The organism is Tamlana sp. I1 (assembly GCF_015355625.1).
Classification (GTDB): Bacteria; Bacteroidota; Bacteroidia; order Flavobacteriales; family Flavobacteriaceae; genus Pseudotamlana.
Window position 1 is genome coordinate 255,254 of sequence record NZ_JACLAF010000003.1, and the last position, 16,993, is coordinate 272,246.

Below are 16,993 nucleotides of genomic sequence, written 5' to 3' on the forward strand. Positions count from 1 at the left end.
AACTTAAGCTTCTTTAGGTGTATTAACCTCCGTTGTTGGTACTTTTTCAACATCAAAAGGCTTACCTAGATACACGAGTTGATAACCTTCCTCAATCGCTTCAACTTCTAAATTATAAGAAGAAATAATATGCAATTCGCCCTCGTTATCTTTTATAAACAGAGGAATAATGTCTTTGTCTTTATTAGTAATTTCAATTAAACTAATGTAGTGTTCTTTATCATCTAAATCGATCTCCTGAATGGATGGATGCCTACGTGTTAATTCTGATAATGACATAAAATCATCGCGATGCGAGAACAAACCTTCTTTAGGCGCATCGGTATCATCTAACATCTCCTGTGGTGTTACCAGCCTAAACGAACCATTTTCTCCAAAAGTTTCACCAAACTTATTGATGGCGTATTTATTAATATCGGTGTTTCCTGTTAAGGCCATAACATAGCCCATGTCGTTAAGCTCAATATTATCCATTAATGTATCCGAATAAATATTGGCTGTCATCGCTTCTAAGCCAAGTTCTTGCGCCTTTTCAATATTTTTTTCATTACTATCAATAAGCACCACATGCCTGCCGTTTGTAAAAAGATAATGACCTAAAAGACGTGATACTTTTGATGCGCCAACAATTAAAATACCATCAGATTTTTTAAGAAAAACGCCTACCATTTTAGCAAATAAACGTGCGGTTGTAGCGTTTAATAAAACCGTACCTAGTACAATCATAAATACCAAAGGCGTAATATACTCGGCACCAGAAACACCTTGTTTTAACAATTTACTTCCAAAAAGTGAAGCAATTCCTGCTGCAACAATACCACGTGGCCCCACCCAACTGATAAATAACTTTTCATTAAATTTTAATTTAGAACCATAAGTACTTAAAAAAACGCCAATGGGCCTGATTAAAAGTACCACCGAAAAGAATAAAGCAACCGATTTCCATGTGTAAAGCAGCATTAAATCTTGAAAATCGATGTTTGCTGCTAACAAAATAAAAAGGATAGAGATTAATAAAATACTAAGCGATTCTTTAAAATAAAGCAACTCCTTAATATTTTTAAGATTCCCATTCCCTAAAACCATGCCCATAACCACAACCGCTAAAAGTCCGGATTCGTGAGCAAAAACCTCCGACTCTACAAACACTAATAAAACGGTAGATAAAGACACCACATTCAATAAATAATGCGGAATTAATTTTCGGTTAATCATAAAAGCCAAAGCATGGGCAAAGGTAAATCCGAAGGTAGTTCCGAATAAAATAATCTTCCCAAACTCAATTAATGCTGTTTTTGTAAACCCACTATCGCCTTCAACACTTATAAACTCGAAAACCAAAACGGCCACTAAAGCACCAATAGGATCGATTAAAATACCTTCCCATTTTAAAACGGTAGAGACATCTTTTTTAAGGGGGATATTACGTAAAATAGGCGTAATTACTGTGGGTCCTGTAACAATAATAAGTCCAGAGAATAAAAATGAAATCTCCCAACTTAAATCAAAAATATAATGTACCAACACGGCTGCTCCAAAAAATGTAATGGTCGAACCAATGGTTATAAGTTTAGTAATTACAGGGCCTACGTTTTTTATTTCGGCTCTTTTAAGAGTTAATCCGCCCTCAAAAAGTATGATACTTATGGCTAAGGATACAAAATAATACAGGCCTTGACCAGGAAAAAAACCAGTAGTACCGTTCCAAACAGGCTCAATCCATTTCGAGCCATCTTGGGTTATAAATTCGGCAGCAATTGGCCCCACCAAAAGCCCGATTAAAATTAAAGGTAAAATAGCAGGGATTTTAAATTTCCAAGCAACCCATTGTGCCAATATCCCTAAAATTATAATTCCTGCGAGTTCTAACATGCTTTAATTTAAATATAAAACACGAATTTAAAGAAAACAGATGATTTAAAGTTTTTAAAAAATGCTATCTTTCAACTTTAACTATTAAATTAACCGTTTTTTGACATTAAACCCTTTTAAAAGCATAGGAATTGGGGTGGCATTTTCACCAAACCTCAAAGCTAATTTATATGAAGCCGCAAGGTTATCTATTTTTTTGGGTGCTAAACTTTACTTAATTCATGTTGGCGCATCTTCCGAAGAAAAAACAAATCAGTTAAGCCAAATTTTAAAAAGTTTTGAAAAAGACCAACTCGATTACGAAGTGGTATTTAAAACGGGCAATCCTGTAGATGTAATTTTGTCAACTTCCGAAGAAAAAAATATCGATTTACTTATTCTTGGAGCCTTACAACGCGAACGTTTTTTAAAATATTATGTCGGTTCGATTGCTCGGAAAATTACAAGAAAAGCGAAATGTTCCATCCTTTTATTAGTAAAACCTTCAGAACAACGTGTACCATGTCAGCACATTGTTGTAAACGGCTTGAAAGATCCAAAAACCGAACAAACCATTACCTCAGCCTTTTATTTTGCCCAAAAGCTTGAAGCTGAAAAAATAACCATTGTTGAAGAAATTAGAGAAAATCAAGTGGCTGTAAAAGTTGAAGATGACAAATCGCTTAGACGCGCCAATATTGCAAAAGAGCGTATAAAATTACGTGAAAACTCTAGAATTAAAGACATAATTAGCCATATTCCAACCGAATACACCCTAGATAAAACCATTAAATTGCAGCCTATTTTTGGTAAACAAGGCTATTCTATTGGGCATTATGCTCAAATTTCACGTGCCGATTTATTAGTGATGAATGCGCCTTCAAAAATGACCTTTTGGGACCGCTTATTTCCGCATGATATAGAACACATTTTAACCGAACTACCAACCGATGTCCTTATTCTTCAATGAATTCTAAAAAAAACAATATAAAAAACTTTTTTCTAAGCCTGCCTCAAAACATTTTTTCTGGTTTTGTGGTTAGCTTAATTGCCTTGCCTTTGGGCTTAGGGCTTGCTATGGCTAGCGATGCACCGCCAATTGCTGGAATTATAACCGCCATAGTTGGGGGTATTGTAGTTTCTATTTTAGGCGGAAGTCACGTAACTATTGTAGGCCCTGGAAATGGTTTAGTGGGCGTAACTTTAGTAGCCATAACCACCTTAGGACTAGAAACCGCCTTTGTTGCTGTTATGTGTTCTGGTGTTTTACTACTCCTTTTAGGTTTTTTTAGAATGGGAGCTCTTGCCGATTTTTTTCCTTCGTCGGCCATTCAAGGCATGCTGGCAGCCATAGGACTTATAATTTTAGGCAAACAGTTTCACATCATGCTGGCACATAAAATAAATCGATCGGATACCATTGATTATATTTTAGAAATTCCATTTACGCTAAACGATGCGATACACTATGAAAATAAAGGCTTGATTTTCGCTGCTTTAGCAGGCATACTTAGTTTGTCGATCATGTTTTTTTATTCGAAAGTAAGAAACAAATACTTGCAATTAATTCCGGCGCCCATGTGGATTGTTATTTTATCCATTGCCTTTAGTTATTATTTTGAAATTGGGCTGCATGAAGCCAATCCCATATCTAAAGAGTACATGATTTCTGGCATCCCTGCTTTTGAAGATATTATAGCTGAATTACCAACCCCAAATTTTAGTGGTGTTTGGAGTTTACCCTTTTGGGGAAGCGTTTTAGGACTTACACTTATTTCGAGTATAGAATCGCTTTTAAGCATTAAAGCAGTTGATAAATTAGATCCAGAAAAACGCCGGTCTAACGTAAATCGCGACTTAAAAGCCTTAGGTTTAGCAACAATTGGTAGTGGTTTTTTGGGCGGTATTAACGTTGTTACCGTTATTGCTAGAAGTTCGGTAAACGTAAATCAGGGAGGAAGCAATCGGTCTTCTAACTTTTTCCATGCTTTGTTTTTAGTCATTTTTATTGTGTTTTTTAGCACCCAATTAACACGTATTCCGCTGCCTGCTTTAATGGCTATTTTGGTGTATACAGGGTATAAACTTGCGGCGCCAAGCGTAATTACCAAAATGTTTTCCATTGGAAAAGAACAGCTCATCATCTTTTTTATCACCCTTATAGTTACTTTAAAAATAGGTTTAATTACAGGTATTATTGCTGGTGTAATCGCCACTTTAATCATTCAAATCATCATCAATAAAAGCGCCGGACTGTTTTTAAGAAATGTTTTAAAACCCAATGTTTTAATGTATAAAGAGCAAGACGGAAAAGCCAATTATTATGTGAGTGTGAAGCATTTTTGTAGTTTTTTAAATTATTTCAGACTTAAAAAACATTTGGATGAAGTTCCTGAAAATCAAGATGTGATTGTCGATTTTTCACTTTGTAGTTTTGTAGACCATACCGTGATGGAAAACATTAACAATTATCAAGAATTATTCGCCAAACGCGGCGGTCATTTTGATGTTATTGGTTTGGATATGCACGACACCGACTCGACGCATCCGTTTGCTTCCAGACGCTTATTACCCGTACCAAAAATTATAAAAAACAGCTTAACCAGACGCCAAACCAGTTTGGAAAAACTAGCCAAAGATTACCTTTTAAGTTACACCCCAAAACGAAAAAAAGAGGTTTCTTTTTTAAATCATTTTGCTTTTTTCGGCACCAAGCACATCAATCATATTTACAATAAATTATCAAATGAAGATAAAAGCATCAAACTTTTTGATATTGAATTTTCCGAAGGTGAATTTATAGCAAAAGAAGTGATAAGAACCACCATGCTTCATTTTGATTTAGACCATACCATTCCAGAATTCACCTTAGATCGCGAAGGGTTTTTAGAAAAAGTTTCTGCTTTCGCTGGAATTAAAGACATTGATATTGAAAACCACGACGATTTTTCAAGCCGTTTTCACTTAATTGGTGATAATAAAAAGAGTATTGCTCAGTTTTTTAATGATGATATCACGCACTTTTTTGAAAGCAATCCTTATTATCATGTAGAATCTAACGGTACCGCAATCTTAATTTTTGGAAAGGAACGTTTAGCAAGTGTTAAAGAAATAAAAGCCTTATTTGATTATGGCAAACGCTTGCATGAGGTGTTTAAAAATCATGATTAAAATATTATGTTTCGTCACCCAGAACTTGATTCAGGGGCTCATCTAGATTGGTTAGAATTATGATGAGATTCTGAAATAATGTATTAAAAACACCCCTATAATCCCCTAAAGGGGATATTCCTAACAAAGAATATTTAGAAATAGTACATGATTTCAAACTACATATTATAAAAGTTTTTTATAAAATTCAATTAACCACAATTAGTTATACCCTAGAGGATTATAAAAATGAAAACAATATCTCAGAAATCCAGTTTGAAAATGCTAATTTAAGCCAGCTTGTTTTGTGTTTTTTGCTTCCTTAAAAACTCCACAACTATTATCGCAATAACACTCAATCCGAATAACGGAAAAATAACGCCTAATAATACAATGAGCGCGACAATTCCATAACCAACATTAAATTTAGCAGGCACTTTTGGGGTGCCCCATTTGCCTGTTTCTTTACGTTTTAAATACGATACCAAAGCGGCAATGGCAACAAAGGCCAATAATAGCGCTACACAAAGCATTAAAACCCAGTTCCAGAGTCCGAACTGTCCTTGGTGAAAAGCCATAAACCACATACGCCCACGCATTAAAACACCAACATCTTCCCAGTTATGATTTACCAATTGTTCGCCCGAATATTGATCGAAATGAAAACGCTTTTGAGCCCCTAAATCGAATGTCGAATTATAAATGCTATAAACACCATTGGGGCTGCTAGGCAAACCAATGCTTACCTCGCCTTTCAAATCCATTGACTTGGCTAGCGCCACCATTTTATCTAATGAAATGGGTTCCCCTTTTACATCAGATTTTAATGCTCTGGCATCCCAAGTTTTTGGAAATCCGGTATTGGTGGCATCTTGCAACCACTTAAAATTGGCACCAAAAACGTCGGTCCATGGCATGCCTCCAGTCAAAGTCATTAATAATAAAATAGAAATCTAAAAGCCTAAAACCGCATGTAAGTCTCTAAACAAAGTACGTTTTCCTTGGCTAAAACGAATTCTAAAAAAACCTTTGATCCCTTCCTTTTTAGTTGGCCAAAACATATAAATACCTGTAATAATTAATACAAACATCCAACTGGCAATAAGCTCGACTATTTTGGTGCCAAATTTCCCTAAAAGCAGCTCGCCATGTAGTTTTCTAACGGTATGCATGTTGGAGTCTTTCGGACTGATATTTCCAGTTACCACACCTTTATACGGATTCACATAAGCATTGTTTTTATGAGAAAACATGCCTGAAGAAAACTCGGTAGCCTGTGTAGCTTCCGTGGGAATTACCATGGCATTAGGCGCTTTGTGTAAGGCTTCTTTTGCCAATTGCCATTGTTCTTGAAACGGGATGGCTTCACCTTCAACCTGAACCGTTTTTATAGGGGCTTGTTTAGAGGCATCATAATTATCTTTAAACAAATAAATCCCGCCTGTAACAGCTAATAAGATTACAAAAGGTAAGGCTATAATTCCGGCAATAAAATGCCATTTCCAAAGCCATTGATTTAATTTTCTGTTTTTCATAGCTGCTGTTTTATTAAAAATTGTAATTAACACCTAAATGAAAGGCTCTTGGATTACCAATGGTATAATTGTTTTGATTTGCATACCTATTGTAGCTGGCATAGGTGGCGTATAAATCGTCAAATACATTTAAGACATGTCCCCAAATTTCAAAATTCTTATATCTGTAAGCGATAAGCACATCAATAATATCATGACCACCGTAGGTTACGGTGCTAAAAGTGCCATCGCCGTTATCGATTTGGTTCTCGTAACTTGTGTTGTATTTACTAACCAACTCTTGAGTTGCCGTTAGCGTTAAACCTTTAATAAAATGAGGTTTATAAATTATTTTATTAGTTCCAATAAAGCTTGGTGCCGATTGCCTATCGGTTCCAGAGTAATCGATTATAGAATTTCCTGATCTATCATAAAAACGCACATATTTATGCTTGGCGAAACTTCCGTTAAAACTAAAGGTTAAGCTATTAATTGGCGTGTAATTAAGTCCGTATTCTAATCCGTAAGAACTCGTTTTTCCTGCATTAGCATTAAAAAATTCGCCGGTATCGGTCGTGTTTGTAACTAGTGTATTTCTACCGTCTAACAGATATAAAGCCATATCAACTTTTAATTGATTAGCGATACTAAAATAGGTTCCTATTTCATAATTATTATAAGCGCTAGGTTTTAAATCGAATACCACGCCGCCAACGCCAACAAGACTATTTCGGTATAAAGATGATGTTTGCGGAGGTGTAAATCCATTTGAATAATTGGCATACAAACCTAAATTTCTAGATAGGTTATAATTGGCTCCAATTTTAGGCGAGACATTGCTATAATTATTTTTAGAATCTTGTGGCCCTGCAATAGTATCAACTAAATTATTATAGCTGTAATTAAAACCATCATAACGTAATGCGGCTGTTAATTTTAGTTTTTCTAACGGATTAATTTCATATTGAAAATAACCAGCATAGTTCAGTATATCAGCATCATAATTAAGAATATAATCACCAGAATTTAAGGTAAAATCTATGTTTTGTCCTGTGTTAACATCTACCCTAACAGCAATGGTTTCTGCTTGATAATGTTGCGGAGAAAAATCCGCGGAAGCGCCAAAAATTAATGACGAATTCGCAAAATTGAAATCCATTTTATGTTGTAATAAACCCACATAACTGTTAAAATAATTACTATTAACCTCGCCAACCCCTAAGCCTGTTAATTGACCGCTTTCACGGAATTGTGTAATACGATACGACGGATTTTGGCTGGTTTCATTCTTTCTAAATATGAAGTTAACTGCTGTTTTATTTTTAGCATTCCATTGTTTATCCAACGTACTTCTGAAGCGAAAAGCAAAAACCACACGCTCGGTAAAATTTTGATCGCTTTCGTAGTTGCCTCCCGAATAATCGGATTCGCTTAAAGACCCAGACATATCCGATCGATAATCGACCACATCAAACACATTCGTCCAGTTTAAATTATCAGATAGATGATTTACATTTTTAAAGGTTAAGGCAAATTTTTCATAATCGCTGTGCTGTATTGGACCATCTTTTCGTTGAATATATTGTGTTCCCAAATAAAAACCAACATCGTCGTTGGCATATTTAGCCAACTCCAAATTATAACGGGTTAAGCCCATATCGTTAATTTGAAAACCAACATCGCCCGTAAAATCTTGCGTCGGGTTTTTAGTTAAAAAGTTAAAACTCCCACCAATAGCTTCACTACCGTAAATACTCGATGCAGGCCCTTTTAAAACCTCAATTCTATCAAAAGCTACATCGTTCATTTCCAATAGGGCGTTATGATTAAAAACCGCCGTTGGTCGAATGGGTAAACCGTCTTCAACATACAAAAACAACGATCTTGTGGAAATTGGCGAACGTACCGACATTAAATGCTGCTCGTTGCCAGACATTCTAGACGTAGACATATTAACCCCAGGCACATCGTTTACCAATTGGTCGATGCCAAAAGCTTTAGATTCGGCAATGTCTTGCGAAGAAATAACCGAAATAGATGCCGGTACTTCCTTTCTTTGCTGCTTTTCTCTACTTGCAGAAATAACGACTTCGTCTAAAAGTTCATCATTTTCGGTAAGTGTAATTATATTTTTAGCTTCTGAAAGCGTTTTGGTTACGGTTAAAAACCCCATGAATTTTACAATAACCGCAGGATCATTATTAAGATTTATGGTGAAATCTCCGTTACCATCTGAAATAACCGCAAGGTTCGTATTTGTTTTTGATTGAATGGTTGCTCCTGTTAAAGGTTGATTATTTGCATCAACAATTTTTCCTGCATACGTGTTTTGAGCGTACGCAGATAGACTTGCTAAAACTATAGCAAGCATTAATAAATGTTTCATCTGTTTTTTAATTTTAGATGTGCCATTTTCACCCATGCTTATTTAAGTACGCAAGTGTGAAACTCGGCTGTATAAAAGTTTAATGTATAGCCATAACAACCTAGTTTAATAGGTTATTAAAAAATGTAGTTCGTTAAAAAAGACGATTAAACTTGTGGAGGAAGATAGGGTTGATCTCTAAAAACAGCATTATGAGAAGTTTTATAATGCCAGTAGTTTATACGGTTAGCATTATTTTTATAAAAAGTAATAGGTTGTGCTTCTTGGAAGTAAACAGGAATAAAGGTTTCAAACAAAAAGGTTAAATATGAATTCTCGTCTTGAGGATTCGTGTTTGCTGCCAACTGCGTGGCTAAGTGACATTTACCATTACATTTAAATTCTGGCTTTTCCTTATTAACACAATAGGTTTCAATAATATAATCGATATTTAATTCGTAATACGCAACACAACCCATATTATAAATAGGTCGTAAAGCCAATACAAAAAATAATAAATATGATAAATATACCTTCACTTAAAATGAAACCGTTTTAAGGAAGCCAAAAATAAATCAAAAAAATCTTATTCAAGTATTTATTTAATAGAAGTTCAATTTTATAATTTATTTGAGATTGTTTTATGGAACGATTTACGGCCTATCGAAAATTTATCGTAAAATTTGAAGTGAAAACACCGTAAAATTTCAGGCTGTTTGAGCTAAATGTATTATTGAAAGAACCTCTAAATTTCATAGCGAGTTCCTGAAATTTAGGTGTCGAATGAAAAATTTAGATAAAGATTCGTAAGCCTAGATTTTTTTGGTTCGTTTTTTCATCAATGGAAAAAATGAATATTACTATTTAATAAGAAAAAGTTTTGTAACCATAATTTTTATTTGTGATAATTTAAAGAGACACTTAACTTTAAGACTATTTTAATCTTAATAAATTCTTAACAAAACGATGGTTTCTTAATAGATTCCGTAATTTTGTTACTTATGACATTATATCCCATTAACGCAGGCAATTTTAAACTCGATGGTGGCGCTATGTTTGGCGTGGTTCCTAAATCCATTTGGAACAGAACCAATCCCGCAGATGCCAATAATATGATTGATATCGCCTCTCGATGTCTTCTTATCGAAGATGGTAACCGCCTTATTTTAATAGATAACGGCATGGGAAATAAACAATCGGATAAATTTTTTGGGTATTACCACATGTGGGGCAACTTTAGTTTAGACAGCTCTTTAAAACAATACGGATTTCATCGCGATGATATTACCGATGTTTTTTTAACCCATTTACATTTTGATCATTGTGGCGGAAGCATTCAATGGAATAAAGACAAAACAGGTTATGAAACGGCTTTTAAAAATGCACATTTTTGGACTAACGAAAACCATTGGCAATGGGCAACACAACCCAATCGCCGTGAAAAAGCCTCTTTCTTAAAGGAAAACATCCTGCCTATGGAAGAGAGCGGACAACTAAAATTTACCGCGCTTCCAGAACATGATATGCTTAAAAACTCTGCCTTGGGTTTCGATATTTTTTTCGCCAACGGCCACACCGAAAAGCAAATGATTCCTATCATTAAATATCAAGACAAAACCATTGCATTTATGGCCGATTTATTACCTACTGTTGGGCATTTACCACTACCCTACGTGATGGGCTACGATACTAGGCCTTTACTTACCATGGATGAAAAAGAAAAGTTTTTAAACATGGCAGCCGATAACAATCTTTATTTATTTTTAGAACACGATGCCCATAACGAAATAATTACCCTGCAACATACCGAAAAAGGCGTACGCTTAAAAAATACATTTAAAACACAAGATATATTCAATTAAAAACAGACACATTAAAATGGTAACTATGAAAACATTTAAAACAATAGCAACATCAGCTTTTGCAGCTGTATTACTTTATGGCTGCGGTGGAACGGCAAGCATTGCATCTACCCCAGTTGAAAATATTGATTCATCTCCTTTAAAAGTTTCAGAACTTACCGAAGCCGAAGCTCACAATTGGGGACATTTAGATCTTGTTAAAGATACCATCCCTGGAATGAGTGTCGATAAAGCTTACGCTGAATTAATTAAAAATAAAAAAGGTAAAAAGGTTATTGTTGCTGTTATCGATTCTGGAATTGATATCGATCATGAAGATTTAAGAGAAAACGTTTGGACCAACGAAGGTGAAATTCCAAACAATGGTATCGATGATGACAAAAACGGTTATGTTGACGATGTACACGGTTGGAACTTTTTAGGAAAAGGCTACAACGAACAACTAGAAATGGTTAGAATTATCGTGCATGGCGATAAAAATTCTGAAGACTATAAAAAAGCGAATGCAGAATTTGATTCAGAATACGAAAAATGGTTAGCTAGAAAACTTCAATACGATCAAATTTATGGCTTTATAAAAGATTCTGATGATGCCCTTACAAAACACTTCGGAAAAGCCGATTATACCAAAGAAGAAGTAAAAGAAATCACTACAACCGATGCCGATTTGTTGAAAGCAAAACAAATGGCCATGAATATGTACGCCAACGGTATGGACTCTTTATCTGGTGCTAAAAAAGAAATTGAAGGTTACCTTGAAAGTATTAACGACCGTTTAAACTACAATTTAAATAAAGAATTTAGTGGCCGTGTAACTGGTGACGATCCAGACGATATGTCTACCAAATATTATGGCGACGGAAATGTAAAACCTGTAGTTAAAACCGAAAGCCATGGTACGCACGTAGCAGGAATTATTGCTGCAGTTCGTAACAACGGCAAAGGTGCCAATGGAGTAGCAAATAATGTAGAAATTATGAGTGTGAGAACCGTGCCTAATGGCGATGAGTACGATAAAGATGTGGCTTTATCTATTCGTTACGCTGTAGATAATGGCGCTAAAGTAATTAACGGAAGTTTTGGTAAAAGCTATTCGCCGCATAGCGATTGGGTTCGCGATGCTATAACCTATGCTGCAAAAAACGATGTGGTTTTTGTACACGCTGCAGGAAACGACAGTAATGATGTAGACGTTAAAGACAACTTTCCAGATGATAATATCAATGGTAAAGAAATTTCAGATACTTATATTAGAGTAGGCGCTTTAGCCCCAACTTACGGTTCTAAAATGGTGGCTGGATTCTCGAATTACGGAAAGGTGAATGTTGATGTTTTTGCTCCAGGAGCAAGTATTTACTCAACAACTCCAGAAAACGAATACGACACTAAAGGCGGAACCTCTATGGCGGCTCCAGCTGTTGCAGGTGTGGCTGCTTTAATCCGTTCTTATTTCCCAAAATTAACGGCAGCTCAAGTAAAACAAATTATTTTAGACTCTGGTTTAGCCATTAACAGAAAAGTTATTGTTGGTGGAGATACTGCTGATATTAGACCTTTTGCTGATTTAACAAAATCTGGAAAAATGGTTAACGCTTATAACGCTTTAATTATGGCTGCAAAAATGTCTGCTGAATAATTTTAAGTTCATTAAAAAATAAATTATGTCTGTTGCACATCGTCGGGTTCTCATAAACTTTAGTTTATAAAACACGCGATAATGTCCAACAGGCATTTTTTTTATAATTTTAGAATAACCTTTTTATACCTATTATATGAAACGTTTTTTTTACACGGTATTTTGTGTTTCCCTTCTATTTTCTTGTAAACCTTCACAAAATGCAACGGCTTCAAAAACATCTGAAACAGCTTCAGCAGCTTCTAATAACCAAAGCACTTGCACGTATTGGCAACAGCATGTCGATTACAAAATGGACATTGATGTTGATGTAAAAACCTATCAGTATAAAGGCAAGCAGCAATTGGTTTACACCAACAATTCGCCCGACGTTTTAAACAAAGTCTTTTATCATTTATACCTAAATGCCTTTCAACCTGGAAGCGAAATGGATGTGCGTTCGCGTACAATTCCCGATCCAGATAAACGTGTTGGAGATAGAATTAGCAAGTTAAAACCTAATGAAATAGGCTACATAAAAGTAAATTCACTAAAACAAAACGGTTCTAAACTTAGTTATGAAACCGTTGGAACTGTTTTAGAAGTCGCTTTAGCAAAACCCATACAGCCCGGAGAAAGTGTCACTTTCGATATGGATTTTGATGCGCAACTCCCTATTCAAATTCGTCGTTCTGGACGAAACAATAAAGAAGGTGTAGCGCTTTCCATGACACAATGGTACCCTAAGTTAGCCGAATACGATTATGAAGGTTGGCACGCCGATCCTTACATTGGTAGAGAGTTTTACGGTGTTTGGGGCGATTTTGATGTGACCCTTCATATTGATAAAAATTATGTGGTTGGTGGAACCGGTTATCTTCAAAATCCGAATGAAGTGGGTTATGGTTACGAAACCGGAACTGTTAAGCGACCAAATTCCGATAAATTAACCTGGCATTTTAAGGCACCAAATGTACACGATTTTACTTGGGCAGCCGATCCTGATTATCGTCATGATACCATGCAAGTTCCTAACGGGCCTCTACTCCACTTTTTATATAAAAGTACCATGCCTAAGGACAAGTTAGAAAACTGGAAAAAATTACAACCTAAAGCGGTTGAACTCATGCAGTTTTACAGCGAAAATATTGGGAAATACCCTTACGATCAATACTCTATCATTCAAGGTGGCGATGGTGGAATGGAATACGCCATGTGTACTTTAATTCTTGGTGAAGGTGAATTTGATGGTTTATTTGGTGTTACGGCACATGAAATGGCACACTCTTGGTTTCAGTTTTTATTAGCCACAAACGAATTAACAAACTACTGGATGGATGAAGGGTTTACACAGTATTTTGGCGAGCTTGCTGGAAGCAAAATAATAAACACCTCCTTTAAAAAGGAAACAAAACAAACCTATGATGTGTATGCTTATTATGCAAATTCTGGAACAGAACAACCCTTAACCACGCAGGCAGATCGCTTTAATTATAACCGTTCATCATCCATTGCAGCCTATTACAAAGGTTATGTGTTTTTAAACCAATTGGCTTATGTTATCGGACAAGAAAATCAAGAGAAAACCATAAAAGAATACTTTAAAGCGTGGGCGTTTAAACACCCTAATGGTAACGATTTTATTCGCATTGCTGAAAAAGTTTCTGACTTAGAATTAGACTGGTATTTAAACGATTTTACTCGTACAACAAACACCATTGATTATGGCGTAAAAACTGTTGAAGGGAAAACCATAACTTTAGAACGCATCGGGTTAATGCCTATGCCTATAGATTTATCGGTAACCTACACCGATGGTTCTACGGAAGATTTTTACATTCCGCTTCAAATGATGCGTGGCGAAAAACCAACAACAGCAACCACCATTAAAGATTGGGCGTGGTCCTACCCGACTTACACTTTTGAAGCTTCAAAAACTGTAAAGTCGGTAACCATCGACCCCAACGAAATGATGGCCGATGTGGATAGAAAAAATAATAAGAAGTAACCATTTATTAAATCATTTTAAAAAGCCCTTTTGTTAATTCGAAAGGGCTTTTTATTTTACGTTTATTAAGCTACCCCCGATAATCCATACTGGATATATTGTAGCTCACTTTAATAACAACAAAAACTTCTTCGTTTAGATTCTCCTTTCAAGAGGACTTTAAGAGCCTGTTTTCCTAGTTTCAAAACTTCACCAAATTAAAAGAAACCTAAAATCACCCTAAACCCTATTAAATTTTTAATACATTTGTAATGTAAACTTTAGGGGTGTTCGTTAAATCGAACTGAGAAAAACCCTTTGAACCTGATGCGGTTAGTACCGCCGAAGGGAAAAGTTGAAAAGCACATTGCAATATGTGTTTACAAACCTTTTCATTTTAGTGCCAACATGCGCACTTTCTTTTCAAAGCCCATTTTTCTCGACCCTTAAAAATTTACAGCATATTTAAATATTCTGTTTATGATTAAAATACGGGTTAACGAGAAAATTTTAGAGGTTGCTAAAGACTTCAATATTCTTCAATTACTAGAAAAATTAAACACATCCCAAAATGGTATCGCGGTTGCTATAAACAGCGCCATTATTTCACGTGATTCTTGGGCTTCGCAAAATTTTTCCGAAAACGATAACATTCTCATTATACAGGCTACACAGGGCGGGTAACCCCCCTAACTCCCAAAAGGGGAAATTAAACACTTTAAAAATAACCTCTCTTTATTCCCCCTTCGGGGGTTAGGGGGAACAAAATAAAAGAAATGAAAAACAAAGACACGGCTCCAAAAGAAGGTCAAATTACAAGAAAGCCTTTTCCAAATTCGAAAAAGATTTATGTATCAGGAAAAATTCATCCGCAAATTAAAGTAGCGATGCGTGAAATTTCTTTAAACGATACCACCGATTCGATGACCAAAAAGAAAACGCCTAACGAACCGGTAACGGTTTACGATACTTCTGGCCCATACACCGATCCGAATAAAGAAATTAACGTTCATAACGGTATCGAACGTATTAGGGAACAATGGATTTTAGACCGTGGCGATGTGGAAGAATTAGATGCTTTTACTTCTAAATATTGTAACGAGCGTTTAAACGACAAAAGTTTGGACCACATGCGTTTTGATTTAAAACACAAACCAAAACGTGCCAAAAAAGGTAAAAATGTGACGCAGTTACACTATGCTAAACAAGGCATTATCACGCCAGAAATGGAATATATTGCCATTCGTGAAAATCAGCGTATCGATGAAATGACCGAAATAAGAAAGCAGCACAAAGGAGAACACTTTGGAGCCGCTATTCCAGAAAAAATTACACCAGAATTTGTACGTTCGGAAGTTGCTAGAGGCCGTGCCGTTATACCTTCAAACATTAATCACCCAGAAGCCGAACCTATGATTTTAGGTCGTAACTTCTTAGTAAAAATAAACGCTAATATTGGAAACTCAGCCACCACCTCATCTATTGAAGAAGAGGTAGAAAAAGCTGTTTGGGCTTGCCGTTGGGGTGCCGATAATATCATGGATTTATCAACCGGACAAAACATTCATGAAACCCGTGAGTGGATCGTGCGTAACTCGCCAGTTCCAGTTGGTACCGTACCAATTTACCAAGCTTTAGAAAAAGTAAATGGCGTTGCCGAAGATTTAACTTGGGAAATTTTCCGTGATACTTTAATAGAACAGGCCGAGCAAGGTGTCGATTATTTCACCATCCACGCTGGGGTATTGTTACGTTATGTACCAATGACCGCCAATCGTGTAACTGGCATCGTATCTCGTGGTGGTTCCATCATGGCTAAATGGTGTTTAGCACATCATAAAGAAAGTTTCTTATACACACATTTTGAAGAAATCTGTGAAATTTTAAAATCTTACGATGTTGCCTTTTCATTAGGCGATGGTTTACGTCCAGGATCGATTGCCGATGCGAATGATGAAGCACAATTTGCCGAATTAGAAACCCTTGGTGAACTTACACAAATTGCACGTAAGCACGAAGTTCAGTGTTTTATTGAAGGTCCAGGTCACGTACCAATGCACATGATTAAGGAAAACATGGAAAAGCAAATTGAAGTTTGCGACGAAGCTCCTTTTTACACCTTAGGTCCTTTAACGACTGATATTGCACCAGGTTACGATCACATCACTTCCGGTATTGGAGCCGCGATGATTGGTTGGTTTGGTTGCGCGATGTTATGTTATGTAACGCCAAAAGAACACTTAGGTTTACCTAATAAAGAAGACGTTCGTGTTGGTGTGGTCACTTATAAATTAGCGGCACATGCTGCCGATTTAGCAAAAGGACATCCAGGCGCACAACACCGTGATAATGCTTTAAGTATGGCGCGTTTTGAGTTCCGTTGGGAAGATCAGTTTAACTTAGGTTTAGACCCTGAGCGTGCTTTAGAATATCACGATGAAACCCTGCCTGCCGATGGCGCCAAAGTAGCGCATTTCTGTTCGATGTGCGGACCAAAATTCTGCTCGATGAAAATTTCACAAGAGGTTCGCGATTTCGCTGCCGAAAATGATATTGTCGATAACGAAGTGATCCAAAAAGGCATGGAAGAGAAATCTCAAGAATTTAAAGAAAAAGGTTCAGAGGTTTATCTTTAATCAATATTCAATT

At 36.1% G+C, this 16,993-nt stretch carries 10 protein-coding genes, 1 pseudogene and 1 riboswitch; of the genes and pseudogenes, 7 read left to right on the forward strand and 4 right to left on the reverse strand.

Translation table 11 applies throughout. The features are described 5' to 3' along the window. Nucleotides 1–3 precede the first annotated feature (3 nt). Nucleotides 4–1,872, reverse strand: coding sequence for a cation:proton antiporter (locus tag H6X70_RS03945; RefSeq protein ID WP_194766376.1), 1,869 nt, complete (start codon nucleotides 1,870–1,872; stop codon nucleotides 4–6). 100 nt (nucleotides 1,873–1,972) lie between these two features. On the opposite strand from H6X70_RS03945, the gene H6X70_RS03950 reads away from it, so the two are divergent. Together H6X70_RS03950 and H6X70_RS03955 are read left to right on the forward strand one after the other, a co-directional pair. Then, nucleotides 1,973–2,821 (forward strand): universal stress protein, encoded by an 849-nt coding sequence (locus H6X70_RS03950; protein WP_194766377.1) that lies wholly within the window; start codon nucleotides 1,973–1,975, stop codon nucleotides 2,819–2,821. Further along, nucleotides 2,818–5,022 carry a SulP family inorganic anion transporter gene (locus H6X70_RS03955; RefSeq protein ID WP_194766378.1) on the forward strand — a complete coding sequence of 735 codons (2,205 nt, stop codon included), beginning with the start codon at nucleotides 2,818–2,820 and terminating at the stop codon, nucleotides 5,020–5,022. The genes H6X70_RS03950 and H6X70_RS03955 overlap by 4 nt, the downstream gene beginning before the upstream one ends. Nucleotides 5,023–5,291: 269 nt before the next feature. On the opposite strand, the pseudogene H6X70_RS03960 reads toward H6X70_RS03955, so the two are convergent. The 3 genes and pseudogenes from H6X70_RS03960 to H6X70_RS03970 all read right to left on the reverse strand — a co-directional run bounded on the left by H6X70_RS03960 (nucleotide 5,292) and on the right by H6X70_RS03970 (nucleotide 9,419). After that, nucleotides 5,292–6,536, reverse strand: a pseudogene (locus tag H6X70_RS03960) (PepSY-associated TM helix domain-containing protein). A gap of 13 nt (nucleotides 6,537–6,549) precedes the next feature. Further along, complete coding sequence (locus H6X70_RS03965; RefSeq protein ID WP_194766379.1) at nucleotides 6,550–8,901, reverse strand: TonB-dependent receptor domain-containing protein; 2,352 nt, start codon at nucleotides 8,899–8,901, stop codon at nucleotides 6,550–6,552. A 146-nt stretch (nucleotides 8,902–9,047) separates the two neighbouring features. Then, nucleotides 9,048–9,419, reverse strand: a complete 372-nt coding sequence (locus H6X70_RS03970) for a hypothetical protein (protein WP_194766380.1) — start codon at nucleotides 9,417–9,419, stop codon at nucleotides 9,048–9,050. A 462-nt stretch (nucleotides 9,420–9,881) separates the two neighbouring features. On the opposite strand from H6X70_RS03970, the gene H6X70_RS03975 reads away from it, so the two are divergent. From H6X70_RS03975 to thiC, 5 genes are all read left to right on the forward strand, one after another. After that, the gene (locus H6X70_RS03975) at nucleotides 9,882–10,742 is read left to right on the forward strand and encodes an MBL fold metallo-hydrolase (RefSeq protein ID WP_194766381.1); all 861 of its coding nucleotides are present in this window, start codon (nucleotides 9,882–9,884) and stop codon (nucleotides 10,740–10,742) included. A gap of 25 nt (nucleotides 10,743–10,767) precedes the next feature. After that, nucleotides 10,768–12,378: a S8 family peptidase gene (locus H6X70_RS03980; RefSeq protein WP_194766382.1), complete on the forward strand. Its 1,611-nt coding sequence runs from the start codon at nucleotides 10,768–10,770 to the stop codon at nucleotides 12,376–12,378. 136 nt (nucleotides 12,379–12,514) lie between these two features. Next, nucleotides 12,515–14,365 carry a M1 family metallopeptidase gene (locus tag H6X70_RS03985; RefSeq protein WP_194766383.1) on the forward strand — a complete coding sequence of 617 codons (1,851 nt, stop codon included), beginning with the start codon at nucleotides 12,515–12,517 and terminating at the stop codon, nucleotides 14,363–14,365. A gap of 252 nt (nucleotides 14,366–14,617) precedes the next feature. Further along, a riboswitch (TPP riboswitch) is annotated at nucleotides 14,618–14,712 on the forward strand. Nucleotides 14,713–14,824: 112 nt separating this feature from the next. Continuing rightward, nucleotides 14,825–15,028 carry a sulfur carrier protein ThiS gene (thiS, locus tag H6X70_RS03990; protein ID WP_102997157.1) on the forward strand — a complete coding sequence of 68 codons (204 nt, stop codon included), beginning with the start codon at nucleotides 14,825–14,827 and terminating at the stop codon, nucleotides 15,026–15,028. 92 nt (nucleotides 15,029–15,120) lie between these two features. After that, nucleotides 15,121–16,980, forward strand: a complete 1,860-nt coding sequence (gene thiC, locus H6X70_RS03995) for a phosphomethylpyrimidine synthase ThiC (RefSeq protein WP_194766384.1) — start codon at nucleotides 15,121–15,123, stop codon at nucleotides 16,978–16,980. The last annotated feature ends 13 nt before the right edge of the window (nucleotides 16,981–16,993 follow it).